General features: G+C 57.5%; 20 protein-coding genes. 12 read left to right on the forward strand and 8 right to left on the reverse strand.

The window, feature by feature from the left end; translation table 11 throughout:
• Positions 1-180: 180 nt before the first annotated feature.
• The gene (locus tag AC13DD_RS12230) at positions 181-1,464 is read left to right on the forward strand and encodes an OmpP1/FadL family transporter (protein WP_008174193.1); all 1,284 of its coding nucleotides are present in this window, start codon (positions 181-183) and stop codon (positions 1,462-1,464) included.
• Positions 1,465-1,495: 31 nt separating this feature from the next.
• On the opposite strand, the gene AC13DD_RS12235 is transcribed toward AC13DD_RS12230, so the two are convergent.
• Both AC13DD_RS12235 and polA read right to left on the reverse strand, forming a co-directional pair.
• Positions 1,496-1,870, reverse strand: coding sequence for a hypothetical protein (locus tag AC13DD_RS12235; protein WP_008174194.1), 375 nt, complete (start codon positions 1,868-1,870; stop codon positions 1,496-1,498).
• Between the two features lie 233 nt (positions 1,871-2,103).
• Positions 2,104-4,836: a DNA polymerase I gene (gene polA, locus AC13DD_RS12240; RefSeq protein WP_482931222.1), complete on the reverse strand. Its 2,733-nt coding sequence runs from the start codon at positions 4,834-4,836 to the stop codon at positions 2,104-2,106.
• 87 nt (positions 4,837-4,923) lie between these two features.
• Here polA and AC13DD_RS12245 point away from each other — a divergent pair, with 87 nt between their 5' ends.
• On the forward strand, positions 4,924-5,262 hold the full coding sequence (locus AC13DD_RS12245; RefSeq protein ID WP_008174197.1) for a DUF2782 domain-containing protein: 339 nt from the start codon (positions 4,924-4,926) through the stop codon (positions 5,260-5,262).
• Positions 5,263-5,269: 7 nt separating this feature from the next.
• Here AC13DD_RS12245 and AC13DD_RS12250 read toward each other — a convergent pair whose 3' ends face one another.
• Positions 5,270-5,749 carry a fibronectin type III domain-containing protein gene (locus tag AC13DD_RS12250; RefSeq protein ID WP_482931223.1) on the reverse strand — a complete coding sequence of 160 codons (480 nt, stop codon included), beginning with the start codon at positions 5,747-5,749 and terminating at the stop codon, positions 5,270-5,272.
• A gap of 279 nt (positions 5,750-6,028) precedes the next feature.
• Here AC13DD_RS12250 and AC13DD_RS12255 point away from each other — a divergent pair, with 279 nt between their 5' ends.
• Entirely contained in the window at positions 6,029-6,451 is a 423-nt protein-coding gene (locus AC13DD_RS12255) for a hypothetical protein (RefSeq protein ID WP_014575893.1), read from the forward strand.
• Positions 6,452-6,549: 98 nt separating this feature from the next.
• Here the strand turns inward: AC13DD_RS12255 and AC13DD_RS12260 are convergent, their stop codons facing one another.
• On the reverse strand, positions 6,550-7,203 hold the full coding sequence (locus AC13DD_RS12260) for a DUF4124 domain-containing protein (protein ID WP_421867534.1): 654 nt from the start codon (positions 7,201-7,203) through the stop codon (positions 6,550-6,552).
• Positions 7,204-7,206: 3 nt separating this feature from the next.
• Complete coding sequence (gene pyrE / locus AC13DD_RS12265; protein ID WP_439531832.1) at positions 7,207-7,845, reverse strand: orotate phosphoribosyltransferase; 639 nt, start codon at positions 7,843-7,845, stop codon at positions 7,207-7,209.
• Between the two features lie 81 nt (positions 7,846-7,926).
• Between pyrE and AC13DD_RS12270 the strand changes: the two genes are divergently transcribed.
• The gene (locus tag AC13DD_RS12270) at positions 7,927-8,733 is read left to right on the forward strand and encodes an exodeoxyribonuclease III (RefSeq protein ID WP_008174210.1); all 807 of its coding nucleotides are present in this window, start codon (positions 7,927-7,929) and stop codon (positions 8,731-8,733) included.
• A gap of 203 nt (positions 8,734-8,936) precedes the next feature.
• On the opposite strand, the gene rph is transcribed toward AC13DD_RS12270, so the two are convergent.
• The gene (rph, locus tag AC13DD_RS12275) at positions 8,937-9,653 is read right to left on the reverse strand and encodes a ribonuclease PH (protein WP_064228396.1); all 717 of its coding nucleotides are present in this window, start codon (positions 9,651-9,653) and stop codon (positions 8,937-8,939) included.
• Between the two features lie 168 nt (positions 9,654-9,821).
• Here rph and AC13DD_RS12280 point away from each other — a divergent pair, with 168 nt between their 5' ends.
• Positions 9,822-10,688 (forward strand): YicC/YloC family endoribonuclease, encoded by an 867-nt coding sequence (locus AC13DD_RS12280; protein WP_424005791.1) that lies wholly within the window; start codon positions 9,822-9,824, stop codon positions 10,686-10,688.
• A 21-nt stretch (positions 10,689-10,709) separates the two neighbouring features.
• On the opposite strand, the gene AC13DD_RS12285 is transcribed toward AC13DD_RS12280, so the two are convergent.
• Complete coding sequence (locus tag AC13DD_RS12285) at positions 10,710-11,531, reverse strand: RluA family pseudouridine synthase (protein ID WP_439531833.1); 822 nt, start codon at positions 11,529-11,531, stop codon at positions 10,710-10,712.
• Between the two features lie 148 nt (positions 11,532-11,679).
• On the opposite strand from AC13DD_RS12285, the gene gmk reads away from it, so the two are divergent.
• The 4 genes from gmk (at position 11,680) to AC13DD_RS12305 (ending at position 15,391) form a co-directional block, all read left to right on the forward strand.
• The gene (gmk, locus tag AC13DD_RS12290; protein WP_108019571.1) at positions 11,680-12,312 is read left to right on the forward strand and encodes a guanylate kinase; all 633 of its coding nucleotides are present in this window, start codon (positions 11,680-11,682) and stop codon (positions 12,310-12,312) included.
• An 86-nt stretch (positions 12,313-12,398) separates the two neighbouring features.
• A complete protein-coding gene (rpoZ, locus tag AC13DD_RS12295; protein WP_008169593.1) occupies positions 12,399-12,611 on the forward strand; it encodes a DNA-directed RNA polymerase subunit omega in 213 nt (70 codons plus the stop codon).
• A gap of 173 nt (positions 12,612-12,784) precedes the next feature.
• Positions 12,785-14,926, forward strand: coding sequence for a RelA/SpoT family protein (locus AC13DD_RS12300; protein WP_482931224.1), 2,142 nt, complete (start codon positions 12,785-12,787; stop codon positions 14,924-14,926).
• A 78-nt stretch (positions 14,927-15,004) separates the two neighbouring features.
• Complete coding sequence (locus AC13DD_RS12305) at positions 15,005-15,391, forward strand: RidA family protein (RefSeq protein ID WP_008169589.1); 387 nt, start codon at positions 15,005-15,007, stop codon at positions 15,389-15,391.
• Between the two features lie 61 nt (positions 15,392-15,452).
• On the opposite strand, the gene AC13DD_RS12310 is transcribed toward AC13DD_RS12305, so the two are convergent.
• Entirely contained in the window at positions 15,453-16,319 is an 867-nt protein-coding gene (locus AC13DD_RS12310) for an NAD-dependent epimerase/dehydratase family protein (protein WP_482931225.1), read from the reverse strand.
• 76 nt (positions 16,320-16,395) lie between these two features.
• On the opposite strand from AC13DD_RS12310, the gene AC13DD_RS12315 reads away from it, so the two are divergent.
• From AC13DD_RS12315 to AC13DD_RS12325, 3 genes are all read left to right on the forward strand, one after another.
• A complete protein-coding gene (locus AC13DD_RS12315) occupies positions 16,396-17,355 on the forward strand; it encodes a hydrogen peroxide-inducible genes activator (RefSeq protein ID WP_053114223.1) in 960 nt (319 codons plus the stop codon).
• 8 nt (positions 17,356-17,363) lie between these two features.
• Entirely contained in the window at positions 17,364-19,439 is a 2,076-nt protein-coding gene (gene recG, locus AC13DD_RS12320) for an ATP-dependent DNA helicase RecG (RefSeq protein ID WP_053114225.1), read from the forward strand.
• 151 nt (positions 19,440-19,590) lie between these two features.
• A complete protein-coding gene (locus AC13DD_RS12325; RefSeq protein ID WP_482931226.1) occupies positions 19,591-20,955 on the forward strand; it encodes an HDOD domain-containing protein in 1,365 nt (454 codons plus the stop codon).
• The last annotated feature ends 64 nt before the right edge of the window (positions 20,956-21,019 follow it).

Raw genomic sequence — 21,019 nt, forward strand, 5'->3', positions numbered from 1 at the left:
GGCATTTGAGGCCAGTAAGGGGTGGTGCGTATACTCCGCGCGATTCAATAAGGAGATACCATCCACCACCGTTCCTCAACGCTTGCACGAGCTGTACGTCTTACCACCCTCGCGGCGCTCGCCGCACCTGCCTCTACCCTGGCAGGCGGCTTCTCCCTCAATGAGCAGAGCGCCAGTGCGATGGGCACCGCTAACGCCGGTGCCGCCGCCAACCCCGAAAATGCGACCACCGTTCTTTTTAACCCCGCCGGTATGAGCCAGTTGTCGGGCACAAATATTTCGTTTGGTGCTGCGGTTCTGGATATTGATGCTGAGGCCAAGGAAAGTAGTATCCGGACCTCCAGAAACAATCCCTCGGTGCCTGTAAGCCCGGCCAGTAGCGGAGGGGATATTGCAGACCCTGCGGTGCTGCCGAATTTTTATCTAAGTCATGAAATCAACGAGTCGATAGATGTAGGTTTTGGAATCCATGCGCCCTATGGTTTGGCGGCGGATTACGATAACGACTTTGCAGGGCGTTTTTTCGCTGACAAGACAGAGCTCACGGCGATCGCATTCACGCCCTCGGTTTCTCTTAACAATGGCCAGGGCCTGTCAATGGGTGTTGGTTTGAATGTCCTATACGCGGAAGGACGCTTGAGCCGCTACCAGGACATCAGTGCTCAAGTAGGGACAGCGGCGCTTGCACTTGAGGAGCCTTATGCGGATGCAGAGGGTGACGATGTTGGCATGACGTTCCGTGTTGGCTTTCTTTATGAGCTGACCAGCGCTACTCAGATTGGCCTCACGCTTCAGACGGGTACGGAACTCGAGCTGGAGGGTGACCTGGAAATCTCTGGCATAACCAATCCGTCCAACCCGATGGGGCCGACGCTGTCCGCCTCAGAGAGTATCAAGGTGCCTCTTGCGATTCCTGAGAGCGCGACCCTGGGGCTTCGTCACAGCCTTACCGATAACGTTACTCTTCTGGCTGGAGCAACTTACGCTCGTTGGAGCCGATTCGAGGAGCTTGATATCGTCAGCACCGAAGCTGGTGGTGCCGTTAGTGGTGCGCCGCAAGAAGGCGCTGTGATTTCTCATGTTACCGAACAATGGGAAAACAGCTGGCAGATCAACGCTGGTGCTATCTGGCAGGCTTCGCCTGAATGGGCGTTTAAAGCCGGATATGCCTGGGATGAGTCGCCCGTGAATCAGTATGTTACCGCCCGAATTCCCTCCAGTGATCGTCACTGGCTGACTCTCGGTGCCCAATGGGCTGACGCCCAAAGTGGCTGGACGGTCGACGTAGCGGTTGGAACGCTCTTGTTCACGGACGATCCACGAGTCAACGATCGGAATTACCAGCATGAAAACCCGAGCGAGATCGCGCAACTGGCGCCTGGTGTCGAGGATCCAAGCCTTTACGCTGCTGAGTACGATCTGAGCGCCTGGAGCGCTGCGTTCGAAGTAAGCAAGTCCTTCTAAAATCCGGAGAATCTGGCCGGCTGAAGGCCGGTCAGCCAACCACCTGGCCACGGTAGATGACTTTTTTCTTCCGTGGCGGGTCGATCTGTCCCTCCTCGTCCTGTTCCGCTGATGCGGGCGGAGCATCGGCAATGACCTGGCCTCTGTAGTTACGCTTGAGGCCGTCATCTTCTTCCTCGGGCTCAATATTGAGCTGCGGAACCCGTTCTTTGAGGGTCTCCCAAACACGAGTCAGCTGACTGGAGCGGGTTTTCCGCGCGTAATCGGCCAGTTGTTGTTCCAGATGCTCTTCCGTGAGGTGCAGTTTGACGCCGAATTCCGTGTGAATCAGGCGGCGGCACTGGTGAACCAGTTTCAGCACGCTGGGGTCCAGCAGCCAGCTACGTTCAGATGCCAGAGAAGTCATGGTATGAGCCTCGGAGATGGGTGTCACAACATGGCGCAGCCCGGAGTGTCTGATGGGGCGGCGCCGACTCTGGAATCGTAGCGAATATCGTGCCGTAAAGGCGATAGAATCGGCCGGCCTTGGCACCTCCGCGGCCTGGCGGCAAGCCGCGAAAGCTGAGGGCAGGTTCAGTGCTTGCAAGTATGAGCGTTTTCGGTGCGTGCAAGGGCGTCCATGCCCTGTTTTGGGGAGTGTCAGTGTGCTTCGTCCCAGTTGTCGCCGACGCCGGCTTCCACCAGCAAGGGAACGTCCAGCTCGGCCGCTGCCGACATGCGCTTCTCAAGTCCTGATCGGATCTTGTCGAGTGCCGATTCTTTGACCTCAAGAATCAGTTCATCGTGCACCTGCATGGTCATGCGAGCTTCATCGGCGTGCTCTTTGAGCAGCCAGTTCTCCACATCCACCATGGCCCGCTTGATGATATCCGCGGCAGTACCCTGCATCGGGGCGTTGATAGCGGTTCGCTCCGCAGCCTGTTGCAGCTGTTTGTTGCGGGCGTTTATCTCTGGCAGGTACAGGCGGCGGCCGAAGAGCGTCTCCACGAAACCGTCGTCATGGGCCTGTTTGCGGATGTTGTCCATGTATTTAAGAACGCCGGGATAGCGTTCGAAATAACGATCGATGTATTGCTGGGCGAGTTTGCGCTCAACGTCCAGTTGCCGGGAAAGGCCAAAGGCGGACATGCCGTAGATCAGGCCGAAGTTGATGGCCTTGGCGCTCCGACGCTGGTCTGAGGACACATCGTCAAGGCTGACCCCGAATACTTCCGATGCCGTTGCCTTGTGAATGTCTTCGCCCTTCTCAAACGCTTTCAGCAGTCCCTTGTCCCCGGAGAGGTGGGCCATGATCCTCAGCTCGATCTGGGAGTAGTCGGCAGCCACCAGCTTGTAACCCTCGGGTGCGATAAACGCCTGCCGTATTCGGCGGCCCTGCTCGCTGCGAATGGGGATATTCTGGAGGTTGGGCTCGGAGGACGACAGTCGACCGGTGGCGGTGACGGCTTGATGGTAGGAAGTGTGCACACGGCCGGTGCGATGGTGAATCAGCTCCGGCAGGGTGTCGGTGTACGTAGACTTCAGCTTGCTCAGGCTGCGGTGCTCAAGGATCAGGCGCGGCAGCTCGTGTTCATGGGCGAGTTCCTGCAGCACCGGTTCCGCCGTTGATGGCGCGCCCTTGGGGGTTTTCTTGACCACCGGCAGGCCCATCTTGTCGTAGAAAATCGCCTGCAGCTGCTTGGTGGAACCCAGGTTGAAGGTCTCGCCGGCCACGTCATGGGCTTCTTTTTCCAGTTCCGCCATGCGCTCTGCCAGTTCCTGGCTGTGCTGTCGCAGGGTGCTGGCGCTGATCAGGGTGCCGCGCTGCTCCATGCGCGACAGTACCGGCACCAGAGGCAAATCGATGTCTTCGTAGACAGAGGCCAGCTTCCCGGTTTCCTTCAGTTTTGGTCTCAAGGTCTGGTGTAGGCGCAGGGTAATGTCCGCATCCTCGGCGGCATAGGGTGCGGCCTTTTCCAGTTCGATCTGGTTGAAGGTGAGCTGTTTCGCGCCTTTGCCGGCAATGGATTCGAAGCTGATGGTCTTCTCGCCCAGGTAATACATTGCAAGGCTGTCCATGTCGTGCCGGGTAGCGACAGAATTCAGCACGTAGGATTCCAGCATGGTGTCTTCGGCAATGCCCTCCAGGGTAATGCCGTGGTTGGCCAGTACGTTCTTGTCGTACTTCAGGTTCTGGCCGACCTTGGCCAGACCGGGGTTCTCCAGCAGTGGTTTAAGCTGGTCCAGCACCTGATCACGGTCCAGCTGCTCGGGAGCGCCCATATAATCGTGCCCCAGGGGGACATAGGCGGCCTCGCCGGGTTCGATGGCGAAAGACACACCGACGATTTCGGCGTCCATGTAGCGAAGGCTGGTGGTCTCTGTGTCGAAGGCAAACAGCTCCGCCGCCCCAAGGCGCTCCATCCACTGATCCAGTTCTTTCTGGTCGGTGATGATGCTGTAGTCTTTTTCGCCGGTTTCCGGTTTGGGGTTTTCATCGCCGGCTCTGGCATTGCTGGAAGAGGAACTTTCGTCCTCTTCGAGTTCGGCGATCCAGCTTCGGAATTCATACTCCCTGAACAGCTCAAGCAATTGCTGGTCGTCCTGCTCCCGGAGTTTCAGGTCTTCCAGGCCAAAATCCAGTTCCACGTCGGTGCGGATGGTCGCCAGTTCACGGCTCAGGGGCAGGGTCTCCGTTGCGTCCCGCAGGTATTCACCGATCTTGCCTTTGATATCGTCGGCGTGTTCGATGACGTTGTCCAGGTTGTCGTAGCTCTGAAGCCATTTGACCGCGGTCTTCGGTCCGCACTTGTTGACGCCGGGGATGTTGTCCACCTTATCGCCCACCAGGGCCAGGTAATCGACAATCTGCTCCGGAGTAACGCCGAATTTCTCCACCACGCCGTCCCGGTCCATCCGGGTCTCGGTCATGGTGTTAATCAGCGTAACGTGATCGCTGACCAGCTGCGCCATGTCCTTGTCGCCGGTGGAGACCACCACATCGATGCCTTTGCTGGTTGCTTCGTTGGCAAGGGTGCCGATCACGTCGTCGGCCTCAACGCCTGTCACCGTTAGCAGCGGCAGCCCCATGGCCTTTACGATCTCGTGAATAGGCTCGATCTGGCAGGCGAGATCCTCCGGCATGGGAGGTCGGTTGGCCTTGTACTCTTCATAGAGATCGTGCCGGAAGGTTTTGCCCTTGGCGTCGAACACCACCACCATCTTGGACCCGGGAAAATCCTGCTCCAGGCGGCGGAGCATGCTGATCACGCCTTTAATGGCTCCTGTCGGATGATCCTTGCTTGTGGTGAGCGGTGGAAGTGCATGATAAGCACGGAAAAGATAGGACGATCCGTCCACAAGAACCACAGGTGGTGTGTTTTTGCTGGTCATGTCAAAACAGGTCCGGAATCTGATTGAAGCGTGGGTTGGCTTATGCAACTCTGTACTGAAATCGATGGACGAAAGGGTATCACGAAAATGAAACGAATCGCCTGCCCGGCTTTGTTGCTCGCCTGTCTGCCTTTGGCTGCTCTGGCCCAGGAAGAAGGCGCTCTGGATGAGACGCCGGTGACAACTCCCGACGAGCCAGTGGTGATCTCGGATTACCAGCCTGCAAGCCAGGGCCCCGAGATTGTTATTCGCCCGGGTGAGCAGGAAGTGTTCTATGAATACCGGGTCAACGGACAGCTGATGGAAATCAAGGTTGTACCGGAAGTCGGACCGGAGTATTACCTGGTGCCGGCGGATGGCGGCGGTTGGATCCGGGAAACCGAGTCCGACATGTTGGTGCCTAGCTGGGTGATTTTCCGCTGGTAAACCTCAGTCAGATCAGATCGACGTTGACCGGCGTTGAGCGCCGGCTCTCCAACCCCTGAATATCCACGGTGGTGATGGCGAACTCGTAAGCGCCTGGCGCCATCTCCGCCAGAGAGAGTCTTGTGGTTGCAGGACTCTCAATGTGGATAACCTTGAAGTTGTCCTGGTGTCTGAACCGATAGTAGACCCTGAATTCCGCAATCTCTCCAAGTGCCAGTGACGAGCCGTCCTCACGGGTCAGTGGAGCTGTCCATGTCAACTCCTTCGGCTCAGTGGCTGTATATCCGGTTTCCCGAGTCTGCCCAAGTGTGGTCATGAGCCCGTCGGTCGCCTTGTTCAGCCGCGAATCTGCGATTTCACTGGCCCTGTCAGAGCTGGTGCTGACGGCGCGGGAATCTTCCTGGCAGGCAGCAAGGAGGAAAGAGGCGGCAATCACTGGTAAAAGAAATATGAAGAAATGCGGTTGTCGGGTTTTGCTGGTGGTCATGGTTACTCGCATACGGGCCTGATCGAGGCCTTTGGTGATTAAGCGTATGGAGCCTGAATAAAACGGGGAGACGGGCTTCTGTGAAAGCACGGCATTATGCCAGCCGGGTTTTCAGGATCAAGTGAATAATCCGTAAAAGCCCTTATTCGTTCACTTCCTGCTTTTAGTATGAACATTCTAATTTTAAGGCGTAACTTGGGTGGTGAGATTGAAGTAAGGCCTTCGTTGCACTGGTTTCGACAGGGCCTTGGAACTTTCAGGAAACCAAGGGGATTTATCATGGGTAAACTCAAGTCTTATCAGGAACAGCTCCAGGAAATCGTGGACAAGGGTATCAACGCCGCTGAAGAGCAGCAGAAGAAGCTGGCTTCCAAGCCGTTCGATTACGCCGAGAAGCTCGAGTCTGAAGCGCGCGAGTACAGCGTGAAGACCCTGCGCAAGCGTTACAACGGCTACAGCGATAGCCTGTTCGATCAGCTGCGCAACCTGAACAGCCGTTTTGGCAGCTTTGCTGGTGACCTGGTCGCCAAGCTGGAAAAAGAAGCAGCCGAAGGCGCTGATGCAGTTGCAGAAGCCGCGGAAGATGTGTCTGACGCTGCGAAGGATGCGAAAAAAACGGTTGAGCCGAAGAAGACGGCTGCACGCAAGACCACTGCGCGCAAGACCACTTCCACTGCCAAGAAGAGTACTGCTTCCGCCTGAGCCGCGGATAGTGAATTACCGATAGGTGAGTGAAACCAAAAGGCCGCCGGGTAAAACCGGTGGCCTTTTTAGTCTGCTGGGCATTTCCAGTAAAAGGATCAGTTTTCGGTTTCGGTATGGTCAAGCGGTAAGGTCCGTGGCTCGCCGGTAACCTCTTCCAGGCGCTCTATGTCGGCCTCGAAGGCCTTGCGCAGTTCTTCGATTTCCTGGGTTTGTGAGGTGATTTCCCGCTCAATGTCGCGAATCTGGGCCTCCAGCCGCCGGATCTTGTCCAGCGTGCCCTCGGGAATCTCGCGACCGGCCCGCTCCATGTTGGCGGCCCGGCTCTGTTCGTTATCCAACTGGCTCGATATCACCGATATATTGCCGCGCTTGAGCTGGATAAGACCCTCGAGCTCGCGGATTTTCCGGTGCATGGCTTTCACGGCCTGATCCGGATGGCTGAAGCGTTTCAGCAGCGCGCGGTCTTGCTCGCGCTGCTCTGCGAGTTCCTTCTGGCGCTGTTTTTCCGCTTCCCGGGCAGCAATTTCTTCTTCGGTTGGTGCCGGCGGAATGGTTTCGATCACGCGGCCATTGTTGCTCAGGATGTCATAGCCCCGCTTGGTGGCTTCCTGGGGGATGGTGCTGCTGATTACGATCTGGCCGTTCTCATCCGTGTAACGGTACATATTGGCAGCCGCCTGGGCAGAAAACCCCAGGGCAAGCGCCAGCGCCGTTGTTTTAACAGACAGTGCGGTCAGACGATTGGCCATCAATCAGACTCCGTAACGATCCCGATAACTGGCTACCTTTTCGGCATGCCCGGCAAACTCCGGGTTGGCTTTAAGATAGTCCAAAACCTGCTCGAGACGAATAATGCTCACGACCGGAATACCGAATTCCTTTTCCACTTCCTGGATGGCAGACAGTTCGCCATTGCCTTTTTCCTGGCGATCCAGAGCAATCAGCACGCCTGCAGGTTCAGCCCCGGTGGCCCGGATGATATCGATGGATTCCCGGATCGCGGTACCGGCGGTGATCACATCATCGACAATCAGTACTTTGCCCTGCAACGGTGCGCCAACAATGTTGCCGCCCTCACCATGATCTTTCTTTTCCTTACGATTAAACGCAAAGGGTTTGCTGTTACCGTCTGTAGCCAGCGCCATTGCTGTGACCGTGGCCAACGGAATGCCCTTATAGGCAGGGCCGAAAATAATGTCATAATCCAGGCCACTGCGCGCGATCGCGGCGGCATAGGCCTTGCTTAACTGAAGCAGGTCGTCCCCGGTATTGAAAAGTCCAGCATTGAAAAAGTAGGGGCTGGTTCGGCCTGACTTGAGCGTGAACTCACCAAAGCGTAGTACATTCCGGCGGATGGCAAATTCGATAAATTTTTGCTGATAGTCGTGCATGACAAGGCTTCTGGCGGGTGTTGATCTTTAATTAGCTCGTAAAAACGGTATCATACACACAAACCGAATCAGGGAATACGTATGCGGGTAGTATCAATCAGCGTCAATGGCCTCGCCCAGGCTGTTGAAAAAGGTTTTTTCGACTGGCTGGCGGAGCAGGACGCTGACGTGGTCTGCGTTCAGGACCATCGCATGCGGGCCTATGAGATTGAGGACTATAACCTGATTCCGGAAGGTTACGAGGCCTACTTTATTGATGGCGAAAAGAATGAAGATGGCGGTGTCGGCATATACACCCGTCATTTCCCGAAGGCCATCATGTATGGATTTGCCAACGAACAGGCCGATCGGGAAGGCCGGTTCATTCAGGCCGATTTTGACAAGGTCTCGGTTGCCTGCGTATTGGCGCCCTGTGCGCTGGGTCGTGAGGACGAGCTGATTGGCGAGGACGACCTGACGGTTCTCGACCACAAGGACGAATTCATGGAGTCCTTCGGTCTGCACATGCAAAAGACCCTCCGTAAGCGCCGTCAGTTCATCTTCTGCGCCAACCTGCAGACTGCTCATCACGTAACCGACGCCAGCCCGCTGTACCACAAACTGGATTTCTCCGGTTTCTTGCCCCACGAGCGTGCCTGGCTGGATCGTCTGTTCGATGAGATGGGCTGCGTTGACGGCTTCCGGGAGATCAACAAGCAGAGCAACCAGTTCACCTGGTGGCCCGAGCAGGCCGAGGGTTCCCGCAAGAATGCCGGCATCCGGGTGGATTACCAGCTGCTGACACCGGGAATCCGCAAGACCATCGAAGATGGCTGGATTGACGACTCAACCCGCTTCTCCGATCACGCCCCCGTGATCATGGATTACGACATCGAAATCGGCTTCTAAGCTCTGAGGAAGGCGCCTGCGCGGCAACGCTTTCCCAGACACGCTACAAGCACATCCATGTGCGCTTGAATCGGGCCATCCATGGCCCTCAACAGTCTGGGAACGCGTTGCCACGCAGGCGCCCCGGGCTTGTGAGGTTTTTCGAACAGTAGCGTGTCCCGGAAAGGTTCCCCCCTCCGGACACGCGGGCGCCAGACTCGAATTCAGCCTTCCAGCGCCGCCTTCTGAATCTCAAACAACTGCTCAATACCCTGTTTGGCCAGAGTCAGCATGCTGTCCAGTTCTGACTGGTCGAACGGTGCACCTTCCGCAGTCCCCTGAATCTCAATGAAACCGCCCTGGTCCGTCATGATGACGTTCATGTCGGTTTCGGCTTCGGAGTCTTCCGGGTAGTCCAGATCCACCACCGGGGTGCCTTTGTAAACACCGACTGAAAGCGCGGCGACCATCTGCTTGAGCGGAGATTTCTTGAGGCGCTTGTCAGCAACCAGGTGGTTCAGGGCATCAACCAGTGCCACGCAGCCGCCGGTGATGGCTGCGGTGCGGGTGCCGCCATCGGCCTGGATGACATCGCAGTCAATGGTGATGGAGTGTTCACCGAGAGCGGTCAGATCCACCGCTGCACGCAGGGAACGGCCAATCAGGCGCTGGATTTCGACGGTCCGGCCACCCTGCTTGCCGCGGGCAGCTTCACGGCCCATTCGGCTGCCGGTAGAGCGGGGCAGCATGCCGTATTCGGCGGTGATCCAGCCCTTGCCTTCACCCCTCAGAAACGGAGGGACCTTGTTTTCGACGGAGGCAGTGCAGATGACTTTTGTGTCCCCGAATTCCACCAGCACAGAGCCTTCGGCGTGACGGGTGTAGTTGCGGGTGATTCGAACATCTCTGGGTTGTTCGGGCGTTCTGCCGCTTGGACGCATAGTTTTTCCTGAAGTCAGTTTTGAATGTCCGGGAGCGAGTCCCGGGCGAACGTTTGTCGAAAAGGCCGGTCAGTATATCACGTTGGGGTTGGCCTTTTGTCCGGTTCGCCGTTGCTGTTAAGAGCCTGTTAAACTTCATCGATACAACACTATCGAAGCGGAGCTGACATGATCCGAAGTATGACTGCATTTGCCCGCAAGGACGTCCAGGGAGACTGGGGAACGTTGACCTGTGAAATCCGGACCGTGAATCACCGGTATCTCGAACCCTCCTTCCGCCTGCCGGAAGCGTTCCGGGAGCTGGAGAACCGGTTCCGGGAGGAACTGAGAAAGCAGCTGAAACGGGGCAAGGTGGATGTCTCCATGCGCTTGCAGTCGGCAGAGAAAGGCTCGCAAAGTTTCGAGATCAGCGAAGACATGGCCCAGGCGGTGAATGAGGCGGCCAACCACATCAACCGGATTCTGGATAATCCGGCCCACATCAATGCCCTGGACATACTCAGGTGGCCGGGCGTGCTGTCAGTGCCGGAACAGGATTATAGCCCTGCAAAAGAGGCTGCCGTCGGACTGTTCGAGCAAACCGTGGCCGAACTTGCATCGGTGCGCGAGCGGGAGGGGGAGCGCCTGCGGCCACTGTTCGAAGATCGCCTGAAAACCATGGGTGATCTCGTTGCCGATGTCCGTAAGCGTATGCCGGAATTGCTCGAGGCGCAGGAGAAAGCGCTGCGAGATCGGTTCGAAAAGGCCAAAGTGGAACTGGATGCCGAGCGGGTTGCCCAGGAGATGGTGATGCTGGCTCAGAAAAGCGATGTGGCCGAGGAGCTGGACCGGCTGGATGCCCATATCGGTGAGGTGTCCGATACTCTGAAAAGCGAAGATGCCATTGGTCGGCGGCTGGATTTTCTCATGCAGGAGCTCAATCGAGAGGCCAACACCCTGAGCAGCAAGAGCATTGATGCCGGCGTTACCCGTACTGCAGTGGATCTCAAGGTTCTGATCGAACAGATGCGAGAGCAGGTCCAGAATCTGGAATAAGCCGGATCTCTACGCCGGTGGTCAATTCAGTGTGAGGTCGCTCAGTTCCGCCGGCAGTTCGAACGTCATCTTGCGCTTGTTCAGGGGGCAGTCGAATTCCAGGAAAAAGGCGAGAAGCTGCAAGGGTACGCCGGCCGGTCGCCCGTAAAGGCGATCACCGATGATCGGATGGCCGAGGCCCGCCAGATGCCGGCGAATTTGGTGTTTTCGTCCGGTTTCGATACTGATTTCCAACAGCGAAGTTTCCCCGGTTTCGTCCAGCTCGAGCGTTGATACACGGCTGACGGCCGCCTTGCCCTCGACGGGCGCATCAACGAGCTGCTCCCGAGCGTCTATAAGGCCGGCCACTCGCGCCTTGTAGTGTTTGGTCATGGTCCGCCCCGAAAAACACTGGGAAAGGGCGCCGGCCGCTTTCGAATCATGGGCGATCAGCATCAGCCCGGCAGCGTCGGCGTCGAGCCTGTGGATCAGGTGGCATGGTTGCTCAAGCTGGATTTCGGCCAGGCGAAGCAAACTGCAGTGGTCGCCCCACTGGGAGCCCTGGGCCAGAAGTCCATGAGGTTTGAACCAGACGGTGTAGCGCCCCGCATTCTCAAGGAGAATCGGCTTTTCCGGTTTCCTCTCAAGCACCTTCTCGTCGTAGTAAAGCTGCAGTCGGATACCCGGTTTCAGCTCCTTTGTGGCACGGCGTAGCCGAAGGCGTTTGCCTTTGTGAGTCCACCAGCAGGCGCCTTTAGTCATGGCGTCCTTGATTTTTTGACGCGAAAGCCCGGGGGCCGCCTCGCTCAGGGCGTCGATGGCTTTGCCTGGCTGCTTAACGGTGATGTCGATGGTGGTTCGCATGGGTTCTTGCAGTCGCTGAACAGTGGATAGGCAAATAGTATCAGCTGACGCCCTTGTGGGGTGCGGTGTTTTGCCAAAGTCCGTATAATTCCGTGCTTTACTGGCCGGAATACGCGGCCGCCGTGTCCAGGTTTGGAGTTCTCGGGTTATGAGTCAGGCAGTTGAGCAGGGTACTCTGTACGTTATCTCCGCGCCATCCGGTGCCGGCAAGACCAGCCTTGTGGCGGAAATGCTCCGCAATGACGAGAAGCTCGGTGTTTCCGTCTCGCACACGACCCGCTCGATGCGGGAGGGCGAACAGAACGGGGTGAACTATCACTTTGTCAGCCGGACCGTGTTCGAGGCGATGATTGGCGAGGGCGACTTTTTGGAGCACGCCGATGTCTTCGGCAATTACTACGGCACTTCCCAGGCATGGGTTCGGGAAACTCTGGCAACAGGCCAGGATGTGATCCTGGAGATCGACTGGCAGGGTGCCGCACAGGTGCGACGGCTTATTCCCGAGTGTGTCAGTATTTTCATCGTGCCGCCGTCGCCGGAAGTGCTGCGCGAGCGACTGGTCGGGCGTGGTACCGATGCGCCGGAGGTCGTGGAGCGGCGCCTGGCCGAGGCTGAGGAAGAGTGCCGTCACGCAGTGGAGTTCGACTTTCTGGTGGTCAATGACGACTTCGAAGCCGCCCTCGGAGATCTGCTCGCGATTGTCCGGGCCCAGCGCCTTCGCATGGAAGTGCAGCAGCCAAGGCATCGAGCGTTGCTGGCGGGATTGTCCGGCCCGGCGTGATACGGGGTTTTCCTGTATACAAATTGAACCGGCCACAGTAAACTGTGCGGTCTGCTGAAACAGTCATTTTATGAGTCGGGGAAGTTATGGCACGAGTTACCGTTGAAGATTGTCTGGAAAACGTTGATAACCGCTTCCAGCTGGTAATGCTGGCAACCAAGCGTGCCCGTCAGCTCGCTACCAAGGGTGCCGAGCCGATGGTGGCTGAAGAAAATGATAAGCCCACGGTTATCGCTCTGCGCGAAATTGCCGAAGGCAAGATTACTCGTGATCTCCTCAAGGAAGAAGACGACGAGTGATCCAGCTGCGGACCCGGGTATATAAGTATCTGTCCGCAAGCGAGAAGCATTGAAATCTGTCCCCGCGGTTTTATAGTGTAGCTATAGAGCGTTGCTGGAAGGACTCTGGAAGGACCCGGATGCGTGCATTCGGGTTTTTTTGTCCCTGAATTTCATGAAGTCGTGGAGGCGCGGTGTCGGCAGAGGCTACGGTTGAAGGACTGGCTCGAGAGCTAAGTTCCTATCTGGATACCACTCGCATCAATCAGGTGCGACGCGCCTATTATTATGCCGAGCAGGCCCACGAGGGCCAGATGCGTAAAAGCGGCGACCGGTACATTACGCACCCCCTGGCTGTCGCCCACATTCTCGCCGATCTCCGTCTGGACCATCAGAGCCTGATGGCGGCGATGCTTCACGATGTGATCGAAGACACCGGCATTCCCAAGGATGCGCTGGCGGAGCAGTTCGGCGACGATGTTGCGGAACTGGTGGATGGCGTCAGCAAGCTCACCCAGATCGAATTCCGGTCCCGGGCGGAAGCCCAGGCTGAAAACTTCCAGAAGATGACTCTGGCCATGGCCAGAGATATTCGGGTAATCCTGGTGAAGCTGGCGGACCGCCTTCACAATATGCGAACCCTGGGCCCCATGCCCTATGAGAAGCGCCAGCGCATTGCCACCGAGACCCTCGATATCTACGCCCCGATCGCCAACCGTCTGGGCATGCACTCGATCTGCACCGAGCTCGAGGATCTGGGGTTTACCTCGCTGTATCCGATGCGTTCGAAGTACATATCAAAAGCGGTGGACAAGCTCAGGGGCAGCCACCGCGAAATCATCGAGGATATTCGTGGCAAACTGCAGGAAAAGTTAGAGGAGCGGGGCCTGCCGGGGCGGATTCTGGGCCGGGAAAAGCACCTGAACAGCATCTACAACAAGATGAAGTTCAAGCAGAAATCCTTCCATGAAATCATGGACGTTTACGCGTTCCGGATCATCACCGATACCGAAGACGACTGCTACCGGATCCTTGGTGCCGTACACAGCCTCTACAAACCCCTCCCGGGCCGCTTCAAGGACTACATAGCCATGCCCAAGGCCAATGGCTACCAGTCCATCCACACCACTCTGTTCGGGATGCACGTAAACATCGAGATCCAGATCCGTACCGAGGAGATGGAGCATATCGCCAATAACGGGATTGCGGCGCACTGGATGTACAAGAATGAACCCAGCAGCGTGACCAGCGCCAACCAGGCCCGGGTCGACCGATGGGTGAAGGGGCTGATGGAAATGCGGGAGCGGGCCGATGACTCCATGGAGTTTATCGAGCATGTGAAGGTAGACCTGTTCCCGGACGAGATATACGTTTTCACCCCGAAAGGCCGCATCATGGAGTTGCCAAGCGGGGCGACGCCGGTGGACTTTGCCTATGCCATCCACACGGACATCGGCAACGCCACCGTAGCTTGTCGAATCAACCGCAACCTGGGTTCTCTCAGCCAGCCTCTGCAGAGTGGCCAGACCGTGGAAATCATCACCGCGCCCGGCGCCCGCCCCAACCCGGCCTGGCTCAGTTTCGTGGTGACCGGCAAGGCCCGGAGCAGTATCCGGCATGTGCTCAAGAGCCAGAAGCGCGCGGAATCGCTGGAGCTCGGTCGCACCCTGCTGAAGAAATCCCTGAAGGGGTTTGGTGCGAAACTGTCGGAAATCAGCGACGCCCAGAAGCAAGCGGTGGTAAACCACAATCAGGTGAACAGTTTTGATGATCTGATCAGTGACATCGGGCTCGGCAACCGGATGGCCTATCTGGTGGCTCGTCAGCTCGCGAGCGGCTCGGAGGTTGCCGAAGCCATCGAGGCTCCCAGGGATATCGAGGGTGGCAATCATAGCCCGGTGACCATTCGGGGCACGGAAGGCCTTCTGGTTCGGTTCGCCAGCTGTTGCAAGCCGATTCCGGGAGACCCGGTGGTTGGCGTGATGGATTCCGGCAAAGGTATGGTGATTCATTCCGATACCTGCTCCCGGTTGCCCGAGGACGATGAGGGGCGGGCTCGCCTCACGCATCTTAAATGGGCCAAGGACATTACCGACGAATTTTCCGTGGAGCTCCGGGTAGAGCTGGAGCGCCAGCGCGGTGTGATTGCCGAGATGGCCAGTGCGGTTGCCATGGCGGACGGCAACATCGAGCGCATTAACGTGGAAGAGCAGAACGCACGCTTTGGCGTTGTCAGTCTCGTGGTACACGTTAATGGTCGCCGGCACCTGGCCCGGGTGATGCGCCGGATCCGCAACATTCGTGCGATTACCCACATCAGCCGTGTGCGGCACTGACCCCGACCAAAGCCCGGTTGACAGGCGCGCCACGCAAGGGCGAGGATTGGCGTTTTGGAAGAGAGGAAACCAAGGGTCATGACCAACAAATCCGTAATTCAGACCGAGAATGCGCCCCAGGCAATCGGCACATACTCCCAGGCGGTAAAGGCAGGGGATACCGTGTACCTGTCTGGCCAGATTCCGCTGGTGCCGGAAACCATGGAAGTTGTCGCCGGCGATTTCTCTGCCAAGACCCGGCAGGTATTCGATAACCTCAAGGCCGTTTGCGAGGCCGCCGGTGGCGAGCTGAAGGACATTGTAAAACTGAACATCTACATGACAGACCTGGCCAATTTCGCCACGGTCAACGAGATCATGGCCACCTATTTCCAGGAACCGTATCCGGCCCGAGCGGCGGTAGGTGTCGCGGCGCTGCCCAAGGGAGTGCCCATTGAAATGGAAGCGGTGATGGTGCTCAGCTAAGACCTGAAAACACCTGAATTGAGAAAAGGCGGCCTTGGCCGCCTTTTTTAATGCCGAAGGCTCATCCCTGGTCAATCATGGCGCGGTAGCCGGCACGGAAATCTGGATAGCGGAACTGGAAGCCGGTGCCCAGCAGTCGCTTGTTGCTGCAGCGTTTGCTCCCGGCCCGGCCACCTTTCCGGGCATCAGGCTGCGGATCGGCGCAGGGCGTATGCTGCCGCACCCAATCTACTACCTCATCAAGTCTTACCGGCTCGCAATCGCTGGCAAGGTAGCAGGTCTCCAATGACGCTCCCGAAAGTGCCAGCTTCACAAGGTGGGCAGCCGCCTCCGCTGCATCCTCCTCGTGAATCCGGTTACTGAACGGTGCTGGCTTCGCCGGATTCATGCGCCCCTCCTGTACCTCCTCGAGAAAACGACGCCGTGAAGGCCCGTAAATGCCGCTGTATCGAATGATTGTCGCCGGATGGCCGCTTTCCAATGCGGTCTGTTCACCGGCCAGGACCTGCTCGCCGCTGAACCGGGCCGGTTCTGTGGAGCTGGATTCATCTACCCAGCTGTCGTCATCCTGTGAATAGACACTGCTGCTGCTCACAAAGAAAAGGTGCTTCAGAGACTGACTGCCGACGGCCGCCAACAAATTTTCCAGGCCAGTCACATAGGCATCGCGATAGCCCTGCTGGTCGTAGCTGGAGGGCGTCAGGCAATAGAGGATGATATCGAGATCAGCAGGAAGTTTGCGGGCCAGGGTCTCAGGCCTGGTCAGATCGGCGCCAATGCCGTGAACGCCCTCGGGAACAAGCCCGGGATTTCGCCGCAGGCCAAACACGGTGGCCGAGGTTGTCAGCCGGCTGGCAATGGCGCCACCGAGTTTGCCGCAACCGGCAACGAGAATTCGGGGCGTCTTACGACTTTCAGTGATTGCCATAGACAATTTCAATCCTTATGCTTTACCTCATAAATTCGTGAAACTTCGACCCGCATCTATCTGACCGGAGCTCACCATGACTCTCACCGAGTTACGATACGTCGTTACGCTGGCCCGCGAAAGGCATTTTGGCCGGGCTGCAGAGCGTTGCCATGTCAGCCAGCCAACGCTCAGTGTTGCTGTGAAAAAGCTGGAAGACGAGCTCGGTATCCCTCTATTCGAGCGAAGCAAAAGCAGCATCCGCGTGACCGAAACCGGTCTGCGCATTATCGAGCAGGCCCAGCGGGTGCTCGATCAGGTCGGCCTGATCAAAGACATGGCTCAGGATGGCAAGAACCAGCTCAATTCGCCTCTGAAGGTCGGTGCGATCTACACCATCGGTCCCTATCTGTTCCCGCACCTGCTCCCCGAATTGAGGCGTGCGGCCCCGGAAATGCCGCTTTATATCGAAGAGAACTACACCGCCAACCTGAGGCAGAAGCTCCGGCAGTCCGAGCTGGATGCCATTATTATTGCCCTGCCGTTCGAGGAGCCGGAAGTGGTTACCCTGCCGCTCTATGACGAACCGTTCGTTGTGTTGCTGCCCGCGGGACATCCGCTGGCCAGCAAGGAGCAGTTGACTGCCGACGAGCTGGCCAAGGAGCAATTGCTATTGCTCGGGCCCGGACACTGTTTCCGGGATCAGGTTCTGGAATCCTGCCCACCCCTGGTAGAAGCCGTAACCCACCGGGCAAACAACGGCTCACCGGCGCTGGTGACCGAAGGCAGTTCTCTGGAAACCATTCGCCATATGGTCGCTTCCGGCCTGGGTATTACGGTGTTACCGCTCTCGGCCGCCACCGCCATGCAGTACCACGAGGACATTCTGGCCGTTCGACCGTTTGCGCCCCCGGTGCCGTTCCGCACGGTGGCTCTGGCCTGGCGGGTCACGTTCCCGCGGCCCAAGGCTATTGATGTGCTTTCCCTGGCTGCCAGCCAGTGCCGGGTAATCGAAAAGGCGAAAACAGACACACCGGTTGTGGCCGAAAGCGCCTGAGCCTGACTATGACGTCACTGGATGACATACCGGTCACCCAGCTCAAGGGCGTAGGAAACGCCCTGGCAGAAAAGCTCGCCAAGCTGGGTATTATCTCCCTGCAGGACCTGCTGTTTCACCTGCCTCACCGATACGAAGACAGAACCCGGGTAATACCCATGGGAAGTCTTCGCATCGGTGACGTGGCCGTGGTGGAAGGGGAGGTTATGAAAGCGGACCTGATCATGGGTCGCAGACGCAGTTTGCAAGTAACCCTCCGGGATAACAGCGGGTTTCTGGTGATGCGCTTTTTTCATTTCAACGCGGCCCAGAAAAACCAGTTTAGCGAGGGCGCCAGGGTTCGCTGCTTTGGCGAAGTCCGGCCCGGGCGCGCAGGTTATGAGTTCTACCACCCGGAGTACCAGACCAATCCGCCGCCCATGCCGGCGGAAGGTGATGCGACCCTGACCCCGGTTTACCCGCTGACAGAGGGCATCCAGCAGCCACGCGTTCGCTCGCTCTGCCAGCAGGCTCTGGGCTATCTTGACCGGTTCCCGATCCGTGACTGGTTGCCCGGAAACCTGCTGGCCGAGTATCAGCTGCCTGGAATCACCGAAGCTGTCCAGCTGGTGCATTCCCCGCCAGCCAGCGCGCCGGTCAACCTGCTTATGGAAGGGCGCCATCCGGCGCAACAGCGCCTGGTGATGGAAGAACTGCTGGCCCATCAGCTGAGCTTGCTCCAGGTGCGTGAACAGATTCAGGCCCGTGAAGCGCTCCCGCTCCTGCCCACGGGGGATTTGCCCGAGCGTTTCCTCGGTTCCCTGCCCTTTGCACTCACCGGTGCCCAGCGCCATGTGCTGGCCGACATCCGTCAGGACCTGAGCCAGCCACTGCCGATGCTCCGGCTTGTTCAGGGCGATGTTGGCTCGGGCAAGACCGTCGTCGCGGCATTGGCGGCGTTGCAGGCTATTGGCGCCGGTGCACAAGTAGCCCTGATGGCGCCCACCGAAATCCTTGCCGAACAGCATTTTCAGAATTTCCGGGCATGGCTGGAGCCTCTGGGCATCCGTCTCGCGTGGCTATCCGGGAAGGTAAAAGGAAAGACCCGGACGGAAACGCTGGAAGCGGTCCAGTCAGGGGATGCCGCCGTGGTGATCGGCACCCATGCCCTGTTTCAGGACGACGTCAGGTTCCATCGTCTTGCCCTGGTCATCGTCGATGAACAGCATCGTTTCGGCGTACACCAGAGGCTGGCCTTGCGGGAAAAGGGTGTCGGTGGCTCACTGGCACCTCACCAGTTGATCATGACCGCAACACCCATTCCCCGTACGCTTGCCATGAGCGCCTATGCCGATCTCGATACCTCGGTGATTGATGAACTGCCTCCAGGACGGAAGCCGATCGAAACCATCGTGATTCCCGACAGCCGCAGGGAAGATGTGATTGAACGGGTTCGGGGCGCCTGCAGGGAAGGTCGACAGGCCTATTGGGTGTGCACTCTGATCGAGGAGTCCGAGGCTCTGCAGTGTCAAGCCGCGGAGGTGACTGCCCAGGAGCTTGCCGAGCGATTGCCGGACCTGAAAGTGGGGCTGGTGCATGGCCGGCTAAAGGCTCAGGAAAAGGCGGCGGTGATGGAGCAGTTCAAAGTTGGCGAGCTGGACCTGCTGGTCGCGACCACGGTGATTGAGGTTGGGGTGGACGTCCCCAACGCGTCGCTGATCATCATTGAAAACCCGGAACGCCTGGGGCTGGCCCAGTTGCATCAACTCCGTGGTCGTGTTGGCCGGGGCGAGCAGGCAAGTTTCTGTGTCCTGATGTACCACCCGCCTTTGTCCGCCAATGGCAAGGCCCGGCTGCAGGCGCTCAGGGACAGCCAGGATGGCTTCTTTATTGCCGAGAAAGACCTGGAGATTCGGGGGCCGGGCGAAGTATTGGGTACCCGGCAAACCGGTATGATGCAGTTTCGTCTGGCGGACTTCGAACGCGACAAGGGCTGGATTGAGCCAGTTCGGAAAATGGCACCGGGATTGATGGTTCATCCGGAGACTGTCCGCGCTCTGGTGCGACGATGGCTCGGTGAGAGAACCCGTTACGGCGATGTGTAAAGGCGTCCGTTTATTCACTGAAAGCGTATGAAAACGCTCTGGAAATAGAGTTCAGTCAACGTCAGAGTCATTTCTTTGCCCTATACTGGGTTCAGTATGATTTTCGGGTTCGGGTTATCCGGCGGAAAACAGCAATATTCGGGAGAAATTTATGGAATTACCTGTCGCAGTTCAGCAGGCTCTGGGTGAGACCGCAGCGGGTGTATCCTTGAGGGATGTCAGCACCGCCAGCCGAAAAGAACTGTTACGCATGGTCTTGCTGACTGATGAGCAAGGTAACCTTCAGGTGATTTGTCGCAAGGACGATCTGATTGATTTAGAACAGATGAACAAGGAACTCGGGCGTGATCTGCGTCTGATGAAGCGCCGCGAGCAAGTGCGGGTGAGAGAGCGGGCTGGCCTTAAAGCGCTTCCAGCACTGCCTTCATTGACCGGCTGGCCGACGCTTGTTGATGAGCGTGTGGATCAACTTTCTGCGGTTGCGTTGGAGCTTGGCGAACAGAATCTCGCGATGGTCATGCCTGCAGAGGACTTTCAGGCTCTGACAGCCAACGCCGATCGACACTCTCTTGCAGTCGCCCTGGAATCCATTTCGGTTAATTATGATGACCAAGACAGAGATCGGGATCAATTCCATTCGGCCATCAAAAAATTCACCGGTTTAAGAATACAGCAGAGACTTGAAGATACGCTTGAGTTACCACCACTGCCTGAAACCGCGCAGAGAATCATCCATTTACGAGTAAATCCCAATGCTGTTATGGGGGACCTCGTTGATATCGTCGAGAGCGATCCAAGCTTGGCAGCGCAGGTGGTCAGTTGGGCGTCGTCTTCGTTCTATGCCGCCGCCGGCCAGGTAAAATCAGTGCATGATGCGGTGTCCCGAGTTCTCGGATTCGACCTTGTCATGAACCTGGCCATGGGCCTTTCGTTGGGGCGGGCATTAAAGCAGCCTCAGGATCATCCCGAAGGTTATGTGGATTACTGGCAGCAGGCTATCTGGCAAGCCCAGTCCGCCGGTATTTTGGCCAGCATGATGCCCCGCGGAGAGCGTCCTGTCTTTGGTCTTGCCTATCTGGGAGGCCTTCTCCACAACTTTGGCCACCTGGTTCTGGCGCAAGTGTTTCCGCCACATTTTAAGCTGGTATGCCGTTCGCTGGAAGTGAATCCTGATATTGATTCCTCGGTTACTGAACACTATTTACTTGGCATTACCCGAGAGCAGATTGCAGCCCAGCTCATGGAGAACTGGGGCATGCCCGACGAGGTCACACTGGCAATCCGTTATCAAAAGAATCGCTTCTACAGTGGATCGAACAGCGTGTACGCCCGTTTGCTCTGGCTCGGCCGGCAGTTGCTAACGGCACGAGGTGTAGCTCTCGGCGCTGGTGAAGAGGTTGATCAGGCAGTCTTCGATGAGTTGGGTCTTGATCGAGGGCAGGTTGAGGAACAGTTCGATGAACTGGTTCACAATAAAGATAGCGTTATGGCAATGGCCGGTATGATGAGTCAGTAAGGTCTACATCCCCATATTTTGATTCAAAAAAAGCCGGCTCAGAGGCCGGCAAGCTCACCCGCTT

Source organism: Marinobacter sp. L-13 (genome assembly GCF_056857715.1).